Source organism: Rhizobacter sp. (genome assembly GCF_032229685.1).
Classification (GTDB): Bacteria; Pseudomonadota; Gammaproteobacteria; order Burkholderiales; family Burkholderiaceae_C; genus LMDS01.
The window spans coordinates 1-18470 of the sequence record NZ_JAVTWP010000039.1 but is presented as its reverse complement, the minus strand read 5'-3'; the positions used below and the strand labels follow the sequence as shown (position 1 = coordinate 18470).

Annotated in this window: 24 protein-coding genes; 10 read left to right on the top strand and 14 right to left on the bottom strand. The window is 66.5% G+C overall.

What is annotated here, in order from left to right; genetic code table 11:
• Positions 1–3 precede the first annotated feature (3 nt).
• From tatA to argB, 11 genes are read right to left on the bottom strand one after another with little or no spacing between them, the layout of a single operon-like run.
• Entirely contained in the window at positions 4–249 is a 246-nt protein-coding gene (tatA, locus tag AC30PD_RS17170; protein WP_489536886.1) for a Sec-independent protein translocase subunit TatA, read from the bottom strand.
• Positions 250–296: 47 nt separating this feature from the next.
• Entirely contained in the window at positions 297–644 is a 348-nt protein-coding gene (locus AC30PD_RS17165; RefSeq protein ID WP_489536885.1) for a histidine triad nucleotide-binding protein, read from the bottom strand.
• 58 nt (positions 645–702) lie between these two features.
• Positions 703–1092 carry a DUF4870 family protein gene (locus tag AC30PD_RS17160; protein ID WP_489536884.1) on the bottom strand — a complete coding sequence of 130 codons (390 nt, stop codon included), beginning with the start codon at positions 1090–1092 and terminating at the stop codon, positions 703–705.
• Positions 1089–1445, bottom strand: coding sequence for a phosphoribosyl-ATP diphosphatase (locus AC30PD_RS17155; protein WP_489536883.1), 357 nt, complete (start codon positions 1443–1445; stop codon positions 1089–1091). The genes AC30PD_RS17160 and AC30PD_RS17155 overlap by 4 nt, the downstream gene beginning before the upstream one ends.
• Positions 1442–1831: a phosphoribosyl-AMP cyclohydrolase gene (gene hisI, locus AC30PD_RS17150; RefSeq protein WP_489536882.1), complete on the bottom strand. Its 390-nt coding sequence runs from the start codon at positions 1829–1831 to the stop codon at positions 1442–1444. The genes AC30PD_RS17155 and hisI overlap by 4 nt, the downstream gene beginning before the upstream one ends.
• 22 nt (positions 1832–1853) lie before the next feature.
• Entirely contained in the window at positions 1854–2300 is a 447-nt protein-coding gene (locus AC30PD_RS17145; protein ID WP_489536881.1) for an NUDIX domain-containing protein, read from the bottom strand.
• Entirely contained in the window at positions 2297–3175 is an 879-nt protein-coding gene (locus AC30PD_RS17140) for an ATP-binding protein (RefSeq protein ID WP_489536880.1), read from the bottom strand. The genes AC30PD_RS17145 and AC30PD_RS17140 overlap by 4 nt, the downstream gene beginning before the upstream one ends.
• 49 nt (positions 3176–3224) lie before the next feature.
• On the bottom strand, positions 3225–3899 hold the full coding sequence (gene pdeM / locus AC30PD_RS17135; protein WP_489536879.1) for a ligase-associated DNA damage response endonuclease PdeM: 675 nt from the start codon (positions 3897–3899) through the stop codon (positions 3225–3227).
• A gap of 19 nt (positions 3900–3918) precedes the next feature.
• The gene (gene slmA, locus AC30PD_RS17130) at positions 3919–4608 is read right to left on the bottom strand and encodes a nucleoid occlusion factor SlmA (RefSeq protein ID WP_489536878.1); all 690 of its coding nucleotides are present in this window, start codon (positions 4606–4608) and stop codon (positions 3919–3921) included.
• An 11-nt stretch (positions 4609–4619) separates the two neighbouring features.
• The gene (locus tag AC30PD_RS17125; protein ID WP_489536877.1) at positions 4620–5378 is read right to left on the bottom strand and encodes a pyrimidine 5'-nucleotidase; all 759 of its coding nucleotides are present in this window, start codon (positions 5376–5378) and stop codon (positions 4620–4622) included.
• Complete coding sequence (argB, locus tag AC30PD_RS17120) at positions 5375–6298, bottom strand: acetylglutamate kinase (RefSeq protein ID WP_489536876.1); 924 nt, start codon at positions 6296–6298, stop codon at positions 5375–5377. Before argB ends, AC30PD_RS17125 begins: the two co-directional genes overlap by 4 nt.
• A gap of 74 nt (positions 6299–6372) precedes the next feature.
• On the opposite strand from argB, the gene AC30PD_RS17115 reads away from it, so the two are divergent.
• The 4 genes from AC30PD_RS17115 to AC30PD_RS17100 are packed head-to-tail and all read left to right on the top strand — an operon-like array spanning position 6373 to position 9535.
• Positions 6373–7137, top strand: coding sequence for an MlaE family ABC transporter permease (locus tag AC30PD_RS17115; protein WP_489536875.1), 765 nt, complete (start codon positions 6373–6375; stop codon positions 7135–7137).
• A 3-nt stretch (positions 7138–7140) separates the two neighbouring features.
• Positions 7141–7950: an ABC transporter ATP-binding protein gene (locus AC30PD_RS17110; RefSeq protein ID WP_489536874.1), complete on the top strand. Its 810-nt coding sequence runs from the start codon at positions 7141–7143 to the stop codon at positions 7948–7950.
• Positions 7947–8930: an MlaD family protein gene (locus AC30PD_RS17105; protein WP_489536873.1), complete on the top strand. Its 984-nt coding sequence runs from the start codon at positions 7947–7949 to the stop codon at positions 8928–8930. The genes AC30PD_RS17110 and AC30PD_RS17105 overlap by 4 nt, the downstream gene beginning before the upstream one ends.
• Entirely contained in the window at positions 8927–9535 is a 609-nt protein-coding gene (locus AC30PD_RS17100; protein WP_489536872.1) for a PqiC family protein, read from the top strand. Before AC30PD_RS17105 ends, AC30PD_RS17100 begins: the two co-directional genes overlap by 4 nt.
• Before the next feature lie 39 nt (positions 9536–9574).
• On the opposite strand, the gene AC30PD_RS17095 is transcribed toward AC30PD_RS17100, so the two are convergent.
• Entirely contained in the window at positions 9575–11572 is a 1998-nt protein-coding gene (locus tag AC30PD_RS17095; RefSeq protein WP_489536871.1) for an SDR family oxidoreductase, read from the bottom strand.
• Between the two features lie 198 nt (positions 11573–11770).
• Between AC30PD_RS17095 and AC30PD_RS17090 the strand changes: the two genes are divergently transcribed.
• On the top strand, positions 11771–12286 hold the full coding sequence (locus tag AC30PD_RS17090) for a phasin family protein (protein ID WP_489536870.1): 516 nt from the start codon (positions 11771–11773) through the stop codon (positions 12284–12286).
• 48 nt (positions 12287–12334) lie between these two features.
• On the opposite strand, the gene AC30PD_RS17085 is transcribed toward AC30PD_RS17090, so the two are convergent.
• Together AC30PD_RS17085 and AC30PD_RS17080 are read right to left on the bottom strand one after the other, a co-directional pair.
• Entirely contained in the window at positions 12335–13819 is a 1485-nt protein-coding gene (locus AC30PD_RS17085; protein WP_489536869.1) for a carboxypeptidase M32, read from the bottom strand.
• A gap of 15 nt (positions 13820–13834) precedes the next feature.
• Positions 13835–14320 (bottom strand): YqaA family protein, encoded by a 486-nt coding sequence (locus tag AC30PD_RS17080; RefSeq protein WP_489536868.1) that lies wholly within the window; start codon positions 14318–14320, stop codon positions 13835–13837.
• Between the two features lie 107 nt (positions 14321–14427).
• Here AC30PD_RS17080 and dusB point away from each other — a divergent pair, with 107 nt between their 5' ends.
• The 5 genes from dusB to AC30PD_RS17055 form a co-directional block, all read left to right on the top strand.
• On the top strand, positions 14428–15504 hold the full coding sequence (dusB, locus tag AC30PD_RS17075; protein ID WP_489537053.1) for a tRNA dihydrouridine synthase DusB: 1077 nt from the start codon (positions 14428–14430) through the stop codon (positions 15502–15504).
• Complete coding sequence (locus AC30PD_RS17070; protein WP_489536867.1) at positions 15501–15743, top strand: helix-turn-helix domain-containing protein; 243 nt, start codon at positions 15501–15503, stop codon at positions 15741–15743. Before dusB ends, AC30PD_RS17070 begins: the two co-directional genes overlap by 4 nt.
• On the top strand, positions 15740–17335 hold the full coding sequence (gene purH, locus AC30PD_RS17065) for a bifunctional phosphoribosylaminoimidazolecarboxamide formyltransferase/IMP cyclohydrolase (RefSeq protein ID WP_489536866.1): 1596 nt from the start codon (positions 15740–15742) through the stop codon (positions 17333–17335). The genes AC30PD_RS17070 and purH overlap by 4 nt, the downstream gene beginning before the upstream one ends.
• Position 17336: 1 nt before the next feature.
• Positions 17337–17954: a lysophospholipid acyltransferase family protein gene (locus AC30PD_RS17060; RefSeq protein ID WP_489536865.1), complete on the top strand. Its 618-nt coding sequence runs from the start codon at positions 17337–17339 to the stop codon at positions 17952–17954.
• On the top strand, positions 17951–18470 hold a 520-nt coding region (locus AC30PD_RS17055; RefSeq protein WP_489537052.1), incomplete at its 3' end, for a phosphatidate cytidylyltransferase. The genes AC30PD_RS17060 and AC30PD_RS17055, both read left to right, overlap by 4 nt.

Below are 18470 nucleotides of genomic sequence, written 5' to 3'. Positions count from 1 at the left end.
GGGTCACGACTTGGTCTTGGCTTCCACGTCGACCGTGTTGGCGTCGTTGGCCTTGTTCGCACCCACCTGCTGCGGCGCAGCCGGGGCCGACGCGTCGGCGGCCGAGGCGCCGCCGTCCTTCACGCCGTCCTTGAAGCCCTTGACGGCGCCGCCCAGGTCGGAGCCGATGTTCTTCAGTTTTTTGGTGCCGAACACGAGCACCACGATCAGCAACACGATCAGCCAATGCCAGACGCTGAATGAGCCCATGATTTTTCTCCAGACAACAATGGTGGAATTCTAGGCGACCGGGCCAATCACCCTTTGGCCCACGGCCTGGGCCCGCCCATGACGTGCATGTGGACATGCTGCACTTCCTGGCGGCCGTCTTCGCCGGTGTTGATCAGGGTGCGGAAACCGTTGGTCACGCCCAGCTCGCGCATGAGCTTGGGCGCCAGCGACAGCATGCGCCCGAGCATCGGCGCGTGCCGGTCTTCGAGCTCGACCATCGTGGGCACGTGCTCTTTCGGGATCACGAGCACATGCACCGGCGCCCAGGGTGCGATGTCGTGGAAGACCAGCAGTTCGTCGTCTTCGAAGACCTTGCGGCTCGGGATCTGGCCGGCAACGATCTTGCAGAAGATGCAGTTCGGGTCGTGGCTCATCAGGAAAACTCCGTGCTGCGCACTGCGTTGAACGAGCCCTTCGGGCGGCCGCGCGGGCTCATGCCGGCATCGCCTTCCCGTCGCTCAGCGCCAGCCAGCCACGCACCACGCGGTACAGGAACCACAGCGAGATCAGGCCCCAGGCGATCCAGCCCGGCGCGATCAGCAGCAGCCACAGCCAGCTCGTCAGCAGGTACAGGCCGCCGGCCCACAGCACGCTGCGAATGCGCCAGCTGAAGTGCGATTCCTGCCAGGTGCCTTTGGCGTCACCCCGTTTGACCATGTCGAGCACGAAGGCCGCGATCAGGATCAGCACGCTCGGCTGAAAGGCCGGCACCACGGCGCCCACGGCCACGATCGCGTGCAGCGCGTAACTGATGTTGCCCACGGTGCGCAAGGAGCGCTCGCGCTCGCTGCCCGTCGCGGTGTTTTCGATGATGTCGTTCATGAACCCTCCTTGTCGCGCTGCACCGCCTTGCGCAGTGCGAATTCTTCCAGGCCCGACTGCCCCTCGCGCCGCTCGAGTTCGGCCAGCACGTCGGCCGGCTTCAAGCCGAAAGCGTCGAGCGCGAGCATGGTGTGAAACCACAGGTCGGCCACTTCGCCGACGATCTTCTCGGGCACGCCGTCCTTGCAGGCCATCACCACCTCGGTGGCCTCTTCGCCGATCTTCTTCAGGATGGCGTCGTGGCCCTTGTGAAACAGCCGGGCCACGTAGCTCTTGTCGGGGTCGCCGGCCTTGCGCGTGGCGATCACCGCCGCGAGCCGGGCCAGGGTGTCATTGCTGGTCGTCGCCGTCATTTGTAGATGTGCTCCGGGTCTTTCAAGACCGGCTCCACCGTTTTCCATTCGCCGTCTTTCAACAGCTGGAAAAAACAGGCGTGGCGGCCGGTGTGGCAGGCGATGCCGGGCACGTGGCCGAGTTGTTCGACCTTGAGCAGCACCACGTCGTTGTCGCAGTCGAGGCGAAGTTCGTGCACCTTCTGGATGTGGCCGCTCTCTTCGCCCTTGTGCCACAGGCGCTGGCGCGAACGGCTGAAGTAGACGGCTTCGCCCAGCTCGGCGGTTTTCGACAAGGCTTCGCGGTTCATGAACGCGAACATCAGCACGTCGTTGCTGCCGACTTCCTGCGCAATCGCGGGCACGAGGCCGGCTGCGTCCCACCTCACCTGATCGAGCCAATTCATGGCCGGCAGTGTAGCGGCGGCGTCATGACAGCCCGTGTGTGGCCCCAGAAAAACCGCGCTCTTCGGCGAACCAGGCCAGCACCGGCAAGGTGCCGGGCAAGACCGGCGACACCTCGACCGGCAGCGTCTGCCAGGCCATGGTCTGGCGTTCGCGCATCTCGAACACACCCTGCCACTCGAAGACCTTGCAGAAGTGAAGGCGCACGAGGGCGTGCGGGTAGTCGATCAGCTCGATCTTCCAAGGATGCACCGCGCCGATGTGAATGCCGATCTCTTCGTGCAGCTCGCGCTTGAGCGCCTGTTCGACCGTCTCGCCGGCTTCGAGCTTGCCGCCCGGGAATTCCCAGTAACCGGCGAACACCTTGTCGGCCGGGCGCGACGTGAGCAGAAAGCGGCCCTCGCTGTCGATGAGCACACCGACGGCCACGTCCACCGGCGTGCGCTCTTGTGTGGCTTGTGTGGCGCTCAAGCGTGGTGCCTTCCGGAATAGTCCTTCGCGAACTGGAAGGCCACACGCCCCGAACGCGAGCCCCGCTCCAGCGCCCAGACCAGGCTTTCCTGCCGCGCCGCCGCGATGGCGGCCTCATCCACGCCGAAACCGCGCAGCCACTGCGCCACGATCGCCAGGTATTCGTCCTGGCTGAAGGGGTAGAAGCTGACCCACAAGCCGAAGCGTTCGCTCAGCGAGATCTTCTCTTCGATCACCTCGCCCGGGTGCACTTCGCCGTTGTCGAGGTGCTTGTACGTGAGGTTGTCCTTCATGTACTCGGGCAACAGGTGACGGCGGTTGCTGGTGGCATAGATCAGCACGTTGTCGGACGCTTGCGAGACCGAACCGTCGAGGATCGACTTCAGCGCCTTGTAGCCGGGCTCGCCTTCGTCGAAGCTCAGGTCGTCGCAGAAGACGATGAAACGTTCGGGCCGCTCGGCCACCAGGTCGACGATGTCGGGCAGGTCGACCAGGTCGGCCTTGTCGACCTCGATCAGCCGCAGGCCGCGCGCGCTGAATTCGTTCAGGCAGGCCTTGATCAGCGAGCTCTTGCCGGTGCCGCGGGCGCCGGTCAGCAGCACGTTGTTGGCGCCGAAGCCGGCCACGAACTGCTCGGTGTTGCGCAACAGGCGTTCTTTCTGCGGGCCGACTTCGACGAGCGCGTCGAGCCGGATCGCCGCCACATGGCGCACCGGCTCGATCAGCCCCGACCCGCCGCGCTTGCGGTAGCGGAACGCGATCGATGCGGCCCAGTCGGGTGCGGTCAGCGCGTGCGGCAACACGGCCTCGAGCCGTGCCAGCAGCGCTTCCGCGCGGTCGACGAGTCTCGTCAGGGAATCGGTGGGCGTGGACATGAAGCGCGCGGGTCAGAAAGAAGACGCGGCAGTGTAGCGGCGGCGCGCCTCAGCGCCGGGCCGCGCCGAGCTCGATCACCCGACCGTCGCTGGCGGCAAAGACACGGTCTGCAGCTTCGGGCCGGATCGTGTGCAGCCCGGTGAATGCACCGAATGCCGGCAGCACGCCCACCTGCGCGCCGAACCAGAAACAAGGCAGGCGCAAGTGGTCGTTGGCACGGCCACCGAGGCTCACGCCGGGGTGTAGATGCCCGGCCAGCACGTAGGCCGGCGCACGCGCAACCGGGTGGTGGCAGAGGGCGATGCTGCCGCTCATCAAAGGCTCGTCGACCGCCCGAATGCCGAGATGCGCCGGGGGGTCGCCGGCATGGTCGTCGTGGTTGCCACGCACCAGCGTGAGGTCGAGCGCGGCGTGCATCTCGCGCCAGCGCGTGACCGTCTCCATCGTGCTCGGCCCGTGAGCGCGTGCCGAGTGCAGGAAGTCGCCGAGAAAGACGATCCGCCTGGCGCCAAGCCGCGAGATCAGCGCGCTCAAGACACCGAGCGTTTCCGCCGTGGTGCCGTGCGGCACCGGCACACCGAGTTTGCGAAAACTCAGCGCCTTGCCGATGTGCGCGTCGGCGATCAGCAGCGTCGATGTTTCCGGCAGGAAAGCGGCCTTCTCCGGCAGCAACCACAAAGGCTGGCCGCCGACGACGATCGCCGTGGGGTCGTTCGGATTCAAGGCGCCGCCTGGCGCGAACTCAACCGACGATCAGGCGCAGCGCCACGTCGAGGTGTTCGGTCGGGCTGCGTTTGAAACCGGAGCGCGCGAAGCGCTGCAAGCGCCCGACCGCGAACGCGGTGAGGATCGACGCCTGCGCGTTCGAGTCGACCGTCGGCGTGGCCGAACCGGCCGCTTCTGCCACGCCGCGCAGGCTCTGGCGCAATTGCGACTCGAAGCGGTCGAAGAACTGGTTCATGCGCGTGAGCAGGCGGTCGTTCTCGAACACGAGCGCGTCACCGACCATCACCCGCGTCATGCCCGGGTTCTTTTCGCCGAACTGCAGCAGCAGGGTGACGATCTTCTGCACCTGCACGCTGGCATGGGCCTCGCGTTCGTTGATCTGGTTGACGAGGCTGAAGACACTCTGCTCGATGAACTCGATCAGGCCTTCGAACATCTGCGCCTTGCTGGCGAAATGGCGGTAGAGCGCCGCTTCGGAGACATCGAGCTTCGCGGCGAGCGCCGCGGTGGTCACCCGCTCGGCGCCGGGTTGCTCGAGCATGCCGGCCAGCGTGTGCAGGATCTGCACACGGCGTTCGCCGGGTTTGGGGCGCTTGCGCACCGGCGCAGTCGCCGTTGCGGTGGGTGGCACGAGCGCACCGGCCGGGGCCGCAGCGTCGTCGAAAGCATCCGGTTCAGCAGCGGTCGGGTCGGTGGTGTGGGTCATTTCAGCGTGCGTCACAGGGAGCGCAACTTCTGGATCGACTTGATTTTGGCACACACATATGAGGGGCTTCGGCAAGGGTGAACACCAACTTCGCCGCGTTTAGTGCCGCTGTTCACGGACTTCGTGCGGCTGTTGTTGCCACGCACCGAACCCGGTTTGCCGCGGTAGCGGCCTTCGAGGTAACGCTGCATCCATGCGGTCTGCATGCCCAGGCCGTAGGCAACCTTCTGGTTCTCGAGCACGTCTTCGACCAGCACGCAGTCGCTCAGCCGCGCCTTGATGCGGGCCGCCACTTTCCTGAACATGCGCGCGTCGGGCTTGGGCCGCAGCTGGCCGAACATGTGCATGTCCTCGATGCAGATCACGCCGTCGAAGCAATCGGCCAGGTGCAAGGTGTTCAGCACCCGAAGCGCATAGACCCGCGGCGCATTGGTCAGGATGAACTTGCGGCCGCTCAGCTGCTTGATGGCGGCGCGGTCGTGCGCGCTGGTGCGCAGCCGCGCTTCGAGGCCGGGCAGGCGATGCGTCTCTTCGAGAAAGTGGCTGGCCTTCACGCCGTGGTGACGCACCAGCCCCAGCAGCGTGGCGCCGTAGTGGTGCCAGTAGTGCTGGCGCAGTTCGGCGGCGCCGGCGTGCGTCAGGCCGAGGTGGGTGACGATGTACTCGTTCATCGCCGCGTTCGTGGGCCCGAACGCGGCGTGGCTGGCGTCGTGCAGCGTGTTGTCGAGGTCGAACAGCCAGACCCGACGCTTGGATGATCCGATCTTCAATGCGATCGGATCATGGTTCCGTACGCCTGGTCGGTCAGAACTTCCAGCAGCATCGCGTGCGGCACGCGGCCGTCGATGACGTGCACGGTGTTCACGCCGTTCTTCGCCGCCGCCAGCGCCGAGTCGATCTTCGGCATCATGCCGCCGCTGATCGTGCCGTCGGCGAAGAGCTCGTCGATCTCGCGCGCGCTCAGGTTGGTGAGCAGCTTGCCGGCCTTGTCGAGCACACCGGGGATGTTGGTCAGCATGATCAGCTTCTCGGCCTTCAGCACCTCGGCCAGCTTGCCGGCCACCACGTCGGCATTGATGTTGTAGTTCTCGTTGTCGGCGCCGAAGCCGAGCGGCGAGATCACCGGGATGAACTGGTCGTCCTGCAAGGCCTTGACCACGCTCGGGTCGATCGACTCGATCTCGCCGACGTTGCCCACGTCGTGCACCTTGCTCGGGTCTTTGTGGTCGACCATCTTGAGCTTGCGGGCGCGGATCAGCCCGCCGTCGCGCCCGGTCAGGCCCACGGCCTTGCCGCCGGCCACGTTGATGAGCCCCACGATGTCTTGCTGCACCTGCCCGGCCAGCACCCATTCGACCACTTCCATGGTTTCGTCGTCGGTCACGCGCATGCCCTGGATGAAGGTGCCCTTCTTGCCGATCTTGGCCAGCGCTTCTTCGATCTGGGGGCCGCCACCGTGCACCACCACCGGGTTCAGGCCGACGAGCTTGAGCAACACCACGTCTTCGGCAAAGTCTTGCTGCAGGCCCGGGTCGGTCATGGCGTTGCCGCCGTACTTGATGACGATGGTCTTGCCGTGGAACTTGCGGATGTAGGGCAGCGCCTGCGCCAGGATCTCGGCCTTGTCGCGCGGTGCAATCTGCGCCAGGTCGGGCGTGCCGGCAGGTGCCGCGGGAGCGTCGGAGGTCATGGTCGGCCCGAGGGTTGTTCGTCTTGAAAACGATTGTAGGGGCGCCTGATTCGGCACAATGGCCCGCACACCCCATGCCACTCGCCACGCTCATCCCCGTTCGCTCGATCACCTTCTTCGGCCAGGTGCTGCTCTCGGCTGCGGCCGCTGCGGCGGGTCGCTGGCGGTTCCGCACGAAGGACCTCGGCCGCATCACCGCCGACTGCAGCGCGCGCGCGGTACCGATCGTCACCGTCGTCAACGTGCTGGTCGGCGCCATCCTCGCGTTCGTGGGCGCGGTGCAACTCGTCAAGTTCGGCGCCGGCATCTACGTGGCCGATCTGGTGGGCATCGCTGTCGCGCGCGAGATGGCCGCGATCATCACCGCCGTCGTGATGGCCGGTCGCACCGGCGCGGCCTTTGCCGCCGAGCTCGCCACGATGCAGGCCAACGAAGAGGTCGACGCGCTCGAAGTGCTGGGCCTGAGCCCGGTCGACTTTCTGGTGCTGCCGCGTGTGCTGGCGCTGTTCTTCATGATGCCGCTGCTCTATGTCTACGGCTGCATCACCGGGCTGATCGGCGGCATGGTGGTGGCGGCCGGCATGCTCGACATCTCGCCCGCTGCCTACATCGCGCGCAGTTTCGTGGCGCTGAGCTGGGAGCACATCGCGATCGGTGTGGCCAAGTCTTTCGTGTTCGGCACGCTGATCGGGCTGATCGGCTGTTACTTCGGCCTGTACGCCCAGCGCAACGCGGCCGGGGTGGGCGTGGCCACCACCAACGCGGTGGTGGCGAGCATCGTCGCCATCATCGTGCTCGACGCGGTGTTCGCGGTCTGCGCGAACGCCCTGGGCATCTAGACGATGACGCTGCTCGCTGTCGATGGCCTCGAAATGCGCTTCGGCGAGCGGCTGATCCAGAAGAACGTCTCGTTCGAGGTCGAGAAGGGCACGATCTTCGCGATCATGGGTGGCAGCGGCTGTGGCAAGAGCACGCTGCTCAAGCACCTGGTCGGCCTGCTGCCGCCCGCCGCGGGTCGGGTGGCCTACAACGAGGTCGACTACTGGGCCGCGGCCGATGCCGAGCGCGCGAAACTGCGCGCCGGCTTCGGCATGCTGTTCCAGAGCGCGGCGCTGTGGTCGTCGATGACCATTCTCGAGAACGTCTGCCTGCCGTTGGAGCAGCACACCAAGCTCGACGCCGCGCAGCGCGAAGCGCGCGCCCGCGAAATGCTCGAGTGGGTCGACCTCAAGGAGTTTGCCGACTACTACCCGGCCGACCTGAGCGGCGGCATGAAAAAGCGTGCCGGTCTGGCGCGGGCGATCGCCGCCGAACCGCCCCTGCTGTTTCTCGACGAGCCCTCGGCCGGCCTCGACCCGATCAGCTCGAAGCGCCTCGACGATCTTGTGCTCGACGTGCGCGAGCGCACCGGCGCGGCCATCGTGTTCGTCAGCCACGAGTTGCCGAGCCTGTTCGCGATCGCCGACGACGGCATCTTTCTCGACGCCGACAGCAAGGCGCCGATCGCCCATGGCGCGCCGCGCGACCTGCGCGAAAGCGCCAGCCACCCGAGCGTGCGCGCTTTCCTGCGGCGCGAAGAACCGAAGAGCAGCGCAGAATCGGCCCCTGCCACCACCGCGCCAGCCACCCTGCCCACGACCGCCCCGGAATGAAACGCAACGCCCTTCTCATCGGAAGCTTCGTGCTCGTCGGGCTGGCGCTGGTCGTCGCTTCGGTGCTCTGGCTGAGCGGGAACAGCCTGTTCAAGCGGCACCTCGACGTGATGGTCTACTACAAAGGCAACGTCTCGGGCCTGTACGTGGGCGCCCCGGTCAACTTTCGCGGCGTGGCGGTCGGGCAGGTCGAAGATATCGGCATCCAGGTCGACCGCGATTCGCTCAAAGCGCTGGTGCCGGTGCGCATTCAGCTCACGCCCGACGCGCTGCGTTTCACCGGCTCCAAAGGCGCACCGCTCGACCTGCAGACGCTGGTGCAGCGAGGCCTGCGCGCAAGGCTCGCCTCGCAGAGTTTCGTGACCGGGCAGAAGGCGATCGAACTCGACTTTGTGCCGAACACGCCTTCCACGCTGGTGGGCGACGGCGTCAGGCCCGAGATCCCGGCGCTCGCCGACCGTTTCGGCAACCTGATCGACCAGGTGGCCGAACTGCCGCTGCGCGACACGGTGCAAGACATTCGCGACACGGTGAAGGAACTGCGCGGCACGCTGGTCTCGGTGCAGCACGCCCTCGACGGCGCACAAACGGTGCTCGCCAGCACGGCGAAGGAACTCGCGCAAACCGGCGCTGAGTCGCGCCTGACCCTGAAAGTCGCAGCCGATGCGATCCGCCAGGTGCAGAACAACTCGGCCGCGACACTCGCGTCCATCACGCAACTCTCCGAGACTGCGCGCAACACCGTGGTGAGCGCGCAGCCTGACCTGCAGCGCACACTGGCCGGCACGCGCGAAGCGGCCGAATCGGCGCGCCTGGCGATGAACCGCGTGGCCGAGATGACGGCACCCAACGCGTCGTTGCGCGCCGACCTCGACGCCGCCGTGCGCGACCTGTCGCAGGCCGCGCGCGGCCTGCGCGACTGGAGCGAGCTGCTGGAAGAAAAGCCGAACGCGATCATCTTCGGGAACAAACGCGAATGAAGCTCTTGAAGCTGTTGCTGAACACGGTGGGGGCCACCGCCTTGCTCATGGGGTGCGCGTCGCCCTCGCCTGCACCGGTGCTGTTGACGTTGCCGCCCGCCGCCGCGCCGCAGGCCGGTGCCGCGCCGAGCACACCGGCTTCTGCACCGCTGCTCGCGGTGCGCCGCGTCAACATCCCCGAATACCTGGTCGCGCGCCGCGTGCGCTACCGCGCCGATGCCAGCATCCTGGCCGAATGGCCCAACACCTTCTGGGCCGAACGCATCGAGATCGGCGTGTCGCGCGAGTTCGTGTCGGCCTTGCGCCAGCAACTGCCCGGCTGGGCTTTGTGCGACACGAACTGCGGTGACGCCGTGCCCGCGCTATCGCTGCAGGTCGACCTGGTGCCGATGGACTTCGTGCGCAGCACCGGGCGCCTGCAGGCGCGTGCGCGCATCGTGCTGAGCAGCGGCAGCGTGCCGGCGCGTGAGCTGAAAACGCTGGAGGCGAACTACGAGCTGCCGGCCGGTGGCGACACGGCGCAGGCGCATGCGCAGACGATCAGCGCACTCATTCGCCAGGTGGCGCAGGTTGCAGCGCCATTGGTGCGTGACGCTTCGCGCTGAATCGCGCCACGCAGGCCGGCACAGCCGGCGCCGCCGGCTTCAGAAATGGATCCCGCGCATCATCTCCGCCATCGCCATCGCTTCCGGCGACAGCGTCGCCTTGCCACCCTTCTCGCCCTTGGCCGCCGCGCTGTCCGGGAACATGCGGAAGGTGGTGTTCATCAGGATCTGCGTGATGCGTGGCACCGCGGCGTGCAACAGCTCGACCGAGATGCCCAGGCGCGTGGCCACACGCACCGGCTTGTCGACGCAGGCCTGCACGATCAGGTCAGACGCTTCGTCGGTCGACAGCAGCGGCATGTTGTCGTAGATCTTGGTCGGCGCCGTCATCGGCGTGCGCACCAGCGGCATGTTCACGGTGGTGAAGGTGATGCCTTGGTCGGCGAACTCGCTGGCGGCACAACTCGTCCACGCGTCGAGCGCCGCCTTGCTGGCCACGTAGGCCGAGAAGCGCGGCGCGTTCACGAGCACGCTGATCGAGCTGATGTTGACGATGTGGCCCTTCTTCTTCGCGACCATGCCCGGCAAGAGGCCCATCGTGATGCGCAGCGAGCCGAAGTAGTTCAACTGCATCGTGCGTTCGTAGTCGTGGAAGCGGTCGTAGCTGGCTTCGATGGCGCGGCGGATCGAGCGGCCGGCGTTGTTGATCAGGTAGTCGACGCCGCCATGGTCTGCGGTGAGCTGTTCGACGAAAGCCTTGCAGCTCGCTTCGTCGGCGATGTCGGCCGAGTAGGTGACGACGATGGCGTCCTTGCCAGCCTCGGCGAGGATCTCTTTCTTCGCTTCGGCGAGCTTGGCTTCGTCGCGGGCACAGATGATCGTGGTGGCGCCCGCCTTCGCGAACTTCACCGCCGCGGCGAGGCCGATGCCCGAAGAGCCGCCGGTCACGAGCACCACCTTGCCCGCCACGGTGCCGCGCAGCGACTTGTCGATCAGCAGCGCCGGGTCGAGGTGGCGTTCCCAGTAGTCCCACAGACGCCAGGCGTAGTCGCGCAGTTCGGGGCAGGCGATGTTCGAGCCCTTCAGCGCAGCCGTGGTCTCGCGGCAGTCGTAGCGCGTGGGGAAGTTGATGAAGGTGAACATGTCGTCGGGCAGGCCCAGGTCTTTCATGACCGCGGCACGCACACGCCGAACCGGCGCCAGCGCCATCATTCCCTTCTTCACGCTCTTCGGGATGAAACCGAGCAGCGCCGCGTTGATGAACAGGTTCATCTTGGGCGCGTGCGCGGCCTTGCTGAAGATGTCGAGCACGTCGCCCACGCGGTAGCCGTTCGGGTCCACCAAGTGGTAGCACTTCTTGTGCTGGTCGCTCTTCAGGTGGCTGATGTGGTCGAGCGCGGCCACCACGAAGTCGACCGGCACGATGTTGATGCGCCCGCCCTCCAGGCCCACGCTCGGCATCCACGGCGGCAGGATCTGGCGCATGCGCTGGATCAGCTTGAAGAAGTAGTACGGGCCGTCGATCTTGTCCATCTCGCCGGTGAGCGAGTCGCCGACCACGAGCGCCGGGCGGTAGACCGTCCAGGGCACCTTCGATTCCTTGCGCACGATCTTCTCGCTCTCGTGCTTGGTCATGAAGTACGGGTGGTCGAGGCCTTCGGCTTCTTCGAACATGTCTTCGCGGAACACGCCTTCGTACAGACCGGCGGCGGCGATCGAGCTCACATGGTGCAGGTGGCCGGCGTCGATCGCCTTGGCGAATTCGACCGCGCTGCGCGTGCCTTCGATGTTGACCTTGACCTGCGAGGCTTCGTCGGCCTTCAGGTCGTACACGGCGGCCAGGTGGTACAGGTGGTCGATCTTGCCTTTGAGCTTCTTCACGTCGTCGGCCGAAACGCCGAGCTTCTTCGCGGTGAGGTCGCCGAAGACCGGCACGGCCCGGGCCTTGCTCACCCCCCAGTATTCGAGCAGGCCCGCCACCTTGCCTTCGCTCTCGGGCCGCAGCAGGAAGTAGACGGTCGCGCCGCGCCGCGCCAGCAGTGTCTTGACGAGGCGCTTGCCGATGAAACCGGTGGCGCCGGTGACGAAATAGTGCATGTTGTTCGCTCCGTGAAGGCAAAGGTCAGCGCTCATTCTTGACCAAAGGCCGGTGGCTGGCGCTGCCCATTTACCCGCAGCGCCATAGGGTGGGCTCACTAGGAAATTAGGATGCCCTCCCCACGCGACGCTCCTATAGTTCTGGCTACTCGCCGCTCCGCACGAGCGCCACCCGACACCCACCGAAGGAAACACACCATGGTCAAGAAGCTCAAGCAGATGGCTGACAAACAATCCACCTCCGGCGCCCGCCTGCTCGACGGCGCACTGGCCGGCCAGGTGAAAGACTCGGCCCAGCAGATCTGGCTGGCCGGCATGGGCGCTTTCTCGCGCGCACAGGCCGAAGGCACGAAGGTCTTCGAAGCGCTGGTGAAGGAAGGCGCTTCGCTGCAGAAGAAGACGCAATCGGCCGCCGAAGACAAGATCAACGAAGTCACCAGCAAGATGAGCAACATGGCCGGCGACGTGCAGGCCAAGGCCGGCCAGCACTGGGACAAGCTCGAAACCATCTTCGAAGACCGCACTGCCAAGGCACTGAACAAGCTGGGCGTGCCGTCGGCGAAAGACGTGGACGCGCTGATGGCCCGCATCGACGAGCTGAGCGCCAAGGTCGCCAAGCTGTCGAAGGCGCCGGCCGCCAAGCCCGCCGCGAAGAAGGCCACCGCCGCCAAGCCCGCTGCGAAGCGCGCGCCGGCCCGCCGCGCTGCGGCCTGAGTCTTCACTGCTTGAACAACCAAGGGCGCTTCGGCGCCCTTTTTCTTTTCAGCCGAGGTAACGCGCTTCGAGGTGGCGCCTGAAGTGCAGCGGGTTCAGCGTTTCGCCGCTGGCGCGGGTGGCGAGCTCGGCCGTTTCCCAGCGGCTCGCCTGGCTCCAGACGTTGTCGCGCAGCCAGTCGAACACCGGCGCCAGATCGCCTTGCGCGATGCGCGCGTCGAGATCGGGCACCCCGCGCCGGATCGCCGCGAACCACTGCGCCGCGTACATCGCACCGAGCGTGTAGCAAGGAAAGTAGCCGAACGCGCCAGCGCTCCAGTGCACGTCTTGCAGGCAGCCGTTCTGGTAGTTGCCACGCGTGTCGACGCCGAGCAGCGACATCATCGATTCGTCCCAGAGCGCCGGGATGTCTTCGGCGTCGATGCTGCCCTCGATCAAGGCGCGCTCGATGCGGTAGCGCAGGATCACATGGGCCGGGTAGGTGAGTTCGTCGGCATCGACACGGATGAAACCCGGCTCCACGCGAGTCATCAGCCGGTGCAGGTTGGCGGGTTCGAAAGCACCCTGCTCACCGAACTGCGTGCGCAGCAAGGGCGCCAGCAGCTTGGCGAACGCCGGGCTGCGGCCGAGCTGCATCTCGAAGCTCAGGCTCTGGCTCTCGTGGATCGCCATCGAGCGCGCCAGCGCGACCGGCTGGCCGAGCAGGGCGCGCGGCAGGTTCTGCTCGTAGCGCGCGTGGCCGGTCTCGTGGATCGTGCCCATCAGGCTCTGCATCAGGTCGTCTTCACGGTAACGCGTGGTCAGGCGCGTGTCTTCGGGCACGCCACCGCTGAACGGGTGCGCACTTTCGTCGAGGCGACCGCCGTCGAAGTCGAAGCCGAGCAGCTTCATCACGTCATGGCTCATGGCGCGCTGTGCGGCTTTCGGGAACGGGCCGGTCGGGTGCGTGACGGCTTCGCGCGACTGCCGTTCCCGCGCCTCTTTCACGAGCCCCGGCAGCCACTGCTGCAGGTCGCCGAACACCCGGTCGACCTCGACGCTCTTCATGCCGGGCTCGAACTGGTCCATCAGCGCGTCGTACAGGCCGAGGCCGGCGTCGTCGGCCAGGCGTTTGGCGCTTTCGCGGCCGAGCTTCAGCACCTCGCGAAAGTTCTCGAGGAAGCCCGCCCAGTCGTTGGCCGGGCGCTGCGTGCGCCACGCGTGCTCGCAGCGTGCCGCGGCCAGCGAAGACGCTTCGACCAGCGCCTGCGGCAACGCGTTCGAGGCGCGCCACTGGCGGCGGATCTCGCGCAGGTTGGCGCGCCGCGCCTCGTCGAGGTTTTCGTCTTCGGCACGTTGCAACAGGTCGGCCAGGCGAGGGTCGGTGCGCAACTGGTGCATCAGCCCGTCCATCTCGGCCATGGCCGCGGCGCGCGCGTCGTTGCCCTTGGGCGGCATCATCGCGGCGCGGTCCCAGCCAGCCATCGACTGCAGGTGGCCGAAGTGGTGCAGGCGCGTCCAGGTGCGTTGCAGTTCGTCGTAGGAGGACGTCATCGTGGCACTCCGAAGTCAGTGTGTGAACTGCCCGGGCATGGCCCACAGCAGAAAAGTCGTCATCGTCAGATAGCGCAGGAACTTGCCGACCGCCATGTAGAGCACACACGGCCAGAACGGCAGCTTGAGCCAGCCGGCCACCGCGCACAGCGGGTCGCCGACGACCGGCAGCCACGACAGCAGGCAGCCTTTCGCGCCGAACTTCGTGAGCCAGCGCAGCGCGCGCGGGTCGGGCGGCTTTTTGTGGCGAACGTGTTCGTAGGCACGCTCGGCGCCATAGCCCATCCACCAGGTGACGGCACCGCCCGCGGTGTTGCCGGCGGTGGCCACGAGGATCGCCGGCCAGAACATTGCCGGGTTCAGTTTGATCAACCCGAACACGACCGGCTCCGAGCCCAGCGGCAGCAGAGTGGCCGACACGAACGAGACGACGGCCACCGTGCTCAGGCCGAACTTGGGCAGGGCGAGCAACGCCAGAATCGAGTCGAACCAGGCTTCCATCGCGGCTGATTATCGACAGCGCGCGAATCACCGTGAATGCAGCTTGGCGCCGCGGGGCGGCCGCTATACTCCTGCCTCCTTTTTCAGCAGCACCCTTGCGCACTTTCATGTCGGCCTCCACGCCATCCCCGTTGCCGGCTGCGCTGCACATCGGCCACATCGCGCTCGCGAACCGCCTGTTCGCAGCACCGATGGCGGGCGTGACCGACCGGCCGTTCCGCCAGCTCTGCAAGCGCCTCGGCGCGGGTTACGCGGTCAGCGAGATGGTGACCTCGCGCAAGGACCTGTGGAACAGCCTGAAGACCAGCCGGCGCGCGAACCACGACGGCGAGGTGGCGCCGATCGCGGTGCAGATCGCCGGCACCGACGCGACCATGATGGCCGAGGCCGCGGCCTACAACATCGAGCGCGGCGCGCAGATCATCGACATCAACATGGGTTGCCCGGCCAAGAAGGTGTGCAACAAGTGGGCAGGCTCGGCGCTGATGCAGGACGAGCCTTTGGCGCTTGCCATCATCGATGCCGTTGTGGCCGCGTGTGCGCCCCACAACGTGCCGGTCACCTTGAAGATGCGCACCGGCTGGTGTGAGGCCGAACGTAACGCGGTGCGCATTGCCCGTGCGGCCGAAAACGCTGGCGTGGCGATGGTCGCGGTGCACGGCCGCACCCGAGAGCAGGGCTACAAGGGCGCAGCCGAGTACGCAACCGTGGCCGCCGTCAAAGCCGCGCTGCGCATCCCGGTCGTCGCCAACGGCGACATCGACTCGCCGCAGAAGGCGCGCGATGTGCTCGCAGCCACCGGTGCCGACGCGATCATGATCGGCCGCGCCGCGCAGGGCCGGCCGTGGATCTTCCGGGAGATCGCGCACTTTCTCGACACCGGCGAACTGCTCGCGGCACCGAGCACGCGGCAGGCCAAACACTGGCTGCTCGAACACCTCGACGACCACTACGGCCTGTACGGCGAATACGCTGGCGTGCGCACCGCGCGCAAGCACATCGGCTGGGCTGTGCGTGCGCTGCCGGGCGGCGAGGTTTTTCGAGCGCAGATGAATCTGCTCGAGAGTTGCGAAACCCAGGTCCGGGCGGTGACCGACTGGTTCGACCGCCTGGCAGAGCGCCACCTGCTGCTGCCCGCAGCGACCGTGGCAGCCAACGACATGTTCATCGAACAGCAAGCATGAGCGGAAAACCCAAACACATCGAAGAGTGCGTGCGCGACAACCTCGAGGCCTATTTCAAGGACCTGCGCGGGGTGGAGCCGGCAGCGATGTACGAGATGATCCTCGGCGTCGTCGAAAAGCCGCTGCTCGACGTGGTGATGAAACATGCCGAAGGCAACCAGAGCCGCGCAGCCGAATGGCTGGGCATCAACCGCAACACGCTGCGCCGCAAACTGCTCGACCACAAGCTCATCAAATGACCACCGCCCTCACCGCCCTGCTTTCGGTCTCGGACAAGACCGGCGTCCTCGAATTCGCCCGCGCGCTGAACGCGCTCGGCGTGCGCCTGCTCTCGACCGGCGGCACCGCGAAGCTGCTCGCCGACGCCGGCCTGCCGGTCACCGAAGTGGCCGAGCACACGGGCTTTCCCGAGATGCTCGACGGCCGCGTGAAAACGCTGCACCCGAAGATCCACGGTGGCCTGCTGGCCCGGCGCGATGTGCCCGAGCACATGGCGGCTTTGAAGACCCATGGAATCGCCACGATCGACCTGCTGGTCGTGAACCTCTACCCGTTCGAGGCGACGGTCGCCAGACCCGGCTGCACGCTCGAAGATGCGATCGAGAACATCGACATCGGCGGCCCGGCGATGGTGCGCTCGGCAGCCAAGAACTGGAACGACGTGGCGGTGCTGACCGACGCGTCGCAATATGCGAACGTGCTGGCCGAATTGAAGACGAACGGGGCCGTCGCCCGTGAAACGAAGTTCGCGCTCGCAGTGGCGGCCTTCAACCGCATCTCGAACTACGACGCGGCGATCAGCGACCACCTGTCTTCGCTGCTGGCCGACGGCACGCGCGCCGAGTTCCCGGGCCAGTCGAACGGCCGCTTCGTCAAGCTGCAGGACCTGCGCTACGGCGAGAACCCGCACCAGAACGCCGCCTACTACCGCGACCTGCACCCCGCGCCCGGCTCGCTCGTGACCGCGACCCAGTTGCAAGGCAAGGAACTCTCGTACAACAACATCGCCGATGCCGACGCGGCGTGGGAGTGCGTGAAGTCTTTCGACAAGACCGAAGCGCCGGCTGCCTGCGTGATCGTCAAGCACGCCAACCCCTGCGGCGTGGCGCTCGGCGCGAACGCGGCCGAGGCCTATGCCAAGGCGCTGAAGACCGACCCGACCTCGGCCTTCGGCGGCATCATCGCCTTCAACGGCCCGCTCGACGGCGAAGCCGCGGCGCTGGTGGCCAAACAGTTCGTCGAAGTGCTGATCGCCACGAGCTTCAGCGCCGAGGCGCTGGCGTTGTTCAAGAGCAAACCCAACACGCGTTTGCTGCAGATCGCGTTGCCCGCCGGCGGCGCCACCGATTGGGACAACGGCCGCAACGCGCACGACGTCAAACGTGTTGGCTCGGGCCTGCTGATCCAGAGCGCCGACAACCGCCAGACCACGCTCTCCGACTTGAAGGTCGTGACCACGCTGCAACCCACGCCTTCGCAGATGAACGACCTGTTGTTCGCCTGGAAGGTGGCCAAGTACGTGAAGAGCAACGCGATCGTGTTCTGCGGCGGCGGCATGACGCTCGGTGTCGGTGCGGGCCAGATGAGCCGCATCGACTCGGCGCGCATCGCCAGCATCAAGGCGCAGAACGCCGGGCTCACGCTGCAGGGCTCGGCGGTCGCGAGCGACGCTTTCTTCCCGTTCCGCGACGGGCTCGACGTGGTGATCGACGCCGGCGCCAGCTGCGTCATCCAGCCCGGCGGTTCGGTGCGCGACGACGAAGTGATCGCAGCCGCCAACGAACGCGGCGTGGTGATGGTGCTGACCGGCGTGAGGCACTTCCGGCACTGAGATGAAATTGCCCGAGGCCGCCGGCCTCCTCCTCGCCACGGTCGCGCGCCTCATCACTGGCGCGCAAGGCCACTGGCACGGGTCGCCACCGAAGGCAGAGCAGCGCATCTATTTCGCCAACCACCAGAGCCATTTCGACTGGGTCTTGATCTGGGCCGCGCTGCCGCGCGACCTGCGCCAGACCACCCGCCCGATCGCGGCGCGCGACTACTGGACTTCGACCCCGCTCAAACACTGGATCACACGCGAGATCTTCAACGCGGTCTACGTGAGCCGCCAGCGCACCGACGACGAAGACCCGCTCGAGCCGCTGATGGAAGCGCTGCGCAACGGCGACTCGCTGGTGATCTTTCCCGAAGGCACGCGGGGCAACAAGGGCGACCCGGCCCCGTTCAAGGCCGGCCTGTACCACCTGGCCGAAGCCTTCCCCGAGGTTCAGCTCATTCCGGCCTGGATCGACAACGTGCAGCGAGTCATGCCCAAAGGCGAAGTGGTGCCGGTGCCGATCCTCTGTTCGGTGACTTTCGGTGCGCCGATCCTGCTGCAGCCGGGCGAGGACAAGCGCGTGTTTCTCGATCGCGCCCGCGATGCGGTGGTCGCCTTGAAGTCGGTGAACTGATGGGCGCGCTTCGCAGCCTGACCGTGTCGCAGCAGATCGGGCTGCTGTTCGTCGCGCTGTTCGGGGTGCTGACCATCGTCACGATCATCGCGTTCAGCCGCACGCTGCGCGAACGCAGCGACGCCCAACTGGCCGACCACGAACAGTTCAAGCGCGACCTGCGCGCGGTGTGGGTCGGGGCGGTGCTGTTCTGGGTGTCGTGGGTGTCGGGCGCGATCGGCTCGACATTGCTCTTCGGCGTGATCTCTTTTCTGGCGCTGCGCGAGTTCGTGACGCTCACGCACACACGGCGCGGCGACCACCGCAGCCTGCTGCTGGCGTTCTTCATCGTGCTGCCGATGCAGTACGTGATCGTGGCCACGCAGAAGTTCGACCTGTTCACGGTGTTCATTCCGGTCTATGTGTTCCTGGCCATACCGGTTGTGAGTGCGTTCGGCAACGACCCGCAGCGGTTTCTGGAACGCACCGCGAAGATCCAGTGGGGCATCATGGTCTGCGTCTACGGCATGAGCCACG